The organism is Bacillus sp. B1-b2 (assembly GCF_009183415.1).
Taxonomy (GTDB): Bacteria; Bacillota; Bacilli; order Bacillales; family Cytobacillaceae; genus Niallia.
Window position 1 is genome coordinate 1 of record NZ_WEHU01000065.1, and the last position, 2,438, is coordinate 2,438.

Here is a 2,438-nt window from a genome sequence, read left to right on the forward strand (position 1 = left end):
TGTATTTGGCAAGCAAAAAATGCATAAAACGGCAATCAAAAATGTAACCACTTGCCAACGAAATTTAATTCTGAATAATTGACTCCTTATAACGATAACTATCGCCTTTAAATACAATCAAATGCGAATGATGGATGAGTCGATCAATTACTGCCTCCGTTAATATTGGATCCCCAAAAACGTGATTCCATTGACCGAATTGAAGGTTTGTCGTGATTATGATGCTTTTGGTTTCATAACACATCGAAATAACCTGAAACAATAATTCAGCCCCTTGTTTGTGAAGAGGAATGTAACCTAACTCATCCAAAATCAAAAGATCCAATTTCTCTATTTGCTTAAAAAGCTTATTGAGATTACCTTTTTCATTTGCTTCTAATAATCGATTAACTAATGATGCCGCTGTATAGAATTTAACAGCTTTGCCATACCTTTGTATGGCATTCAATCCAATTAACGTAGCTAAATAGGTTTTACCTGCACCTACACCCCCATAGAAAATTAGATTTTCTTGCTGCTCCATGAATACTCCATTTAATAGGTCTTCACTACTTAGTCCTGCTGTTAGGACAATGTCCTTCCAATCAAAAGGTTTCCCATTGACTTTAGGTAAGCTTGCTTGTGTAAGTAAAAGATTTGTTTTTCGTTCTTCTCGTTGCTCAATTTCTTTTTCAAAAAGCTTCAGTAAATACTCTTCATTTGATGTGGCTTCTATCTCTTGATAATGTTCTCTAATCCAACTTAATTTCAATCGTTTAGCGAATTCTTGAATCTGCGTACTCAATTTATTTCAGCTCCTTTTAGAAGCTGATTATAATGCTGTAGACCTCTAGTAGCCTCCGGCATAATAGGCAATGACTTTTGGAGATGTACTTCTTCGCGTATCCCTCGACCATTAATTAGTTGGTAGAATACTTGTTTAATTGATTCAACCGAAGGATGACCATGCTCTGATGCAATCTTCAGCGCTTCAGTAATTTTACTAAAATCATAATCTTTCATCACTGTACCTAATAACTTCAGGGCTTCTGATTTTTCAGAGGAAGTACATGAATTAAAATATGTTTGCCATTCTTGTGGTAACTGCTCATAGAAACTAGTATATTTAAGTGCCATAGGACGTTTGGCCATTAGATTTAAGTATGGCTGCCAATTAATCGATTTTCTATATTGACCATAGAGTCGAGGATGGCTAACGACTAGTTGATAATCATCTGTAAGAATATCAATTGAATTATATGAAATACGAATTAGAACCTTATTTAAAGCGTATCTTGGTGAAGTAGAATATAGATTTTTTTCTACTTTAATATAACCGTACTTATCGGCTTTCACTGTTTCGTATCTGATGCATTGGTATTCCTTACTTGGTAAAACCAAAAAGGCTTTCCGATCCTCTTCAAACAGCTGGGATATGAAAGATTCCTTTTCATAATGTTTTCTCTCACGATCTTTCTCAGCTTTTTCCCACAACGTCTTATTAAGTTCGTCTAAATTCAGTACGTGGAGACCAGGCAATAAATAATTGTTTCTCACATATTTCACCATTGCTTCCACATGACCCTTTTCATTCCCACTATTAGGATTACAAAATTCACTTTCGAACCCATAGTGTAGAACGAAGTTCTGAAATTCCTCTGTTAACTGCCGTTCGCCATTTGGCAATACCTTCTTTACGGCAGCTGAAAGATTATCGAATCTAATTGTTCTTGGAACACCACCCATATGGTGAAAAATACGCTTTAATCCTTCTAAAAAACACTCTTTGTTTTGAGCGGGGAATACCTGAAAATAAAATGAATTACTATATGGATAAGAAAGAACCAGATAGGGTAGAGTTATCTGTTCCCCTTGATATTTAAACGGAGCTTCTCCAAAATCCACTTGAGCTGACCCAGGTTTGCTCTCTAGTGATAACGCTGCTTGATTCGTTTCATTTAATAGTTCTTTTTTTCGATGGGATATGTAGTTTCTTACTGTTCGATCAGAACCCTTAAAATCAAACTCCTCTTTTAATTGCTCCCAAATTCTCTTTGCAGTTCTACGGAATTTTCTCTTTTGTTTAAAATCTTCTATTAACCATTCATCTACTATATGTTTAATAGGATCCATCACTGGAGATGGTCTGTCTTGTTTGATATTTTCTACAGGACTAAAATCATCCTGTTCTGCATACTTCTTAACAGTTCTACGATCTCTTCCTATTCTTTGTGCAATCTCCGAATAGTTACTGTCTTTTATGTTTACCTCATGTCTGATATAATTAATTTCGGCCACTGCCAACATCTCCTTAATACCTCCTGCGCTTGTTTGTCCCAACAGGAAGTGTATGTGTATTTTGGAATGTTGACAAGTGGTTTTTTAATTTGTGCAGGGCCTACGGCCCTATTGCACAAATTTAATGCCATACCCTACATTTTTATGATGCCATAAACACC

Annotated in this window: 2 protein-coding genes; both read right to left on the reverse strand. The window is 35.6% G+C overall.

Annotation, left to right across the window (positions count from 1 at the left end):
* Positions 1-64: 64 nt before the first annotated feature.
* Complete coding sequence (gene istB / locus F9279_RS24675) at positions 65-784, reverse strand: IS21-like element helper ATPase IstB (RefSeq protein WP_036179323.1); 720 nt, start codon at positions 782-784, stop codon at positions 65-67.
* A complete protein-coding gene (gene istA, locus F9279_RS24680) occupies positions 781-2,286 on the reverse strand; it encodes an IS21 family transposase (protein WP_144547298.1) in 1,506 nt (501 codons plus the stop codon). The genes istB and istA overlap by 4 nt, the downstream gene beginning before the upstream one ends.
* Positions 2,287-2,438: the final 152 nt, after the last annotated feature.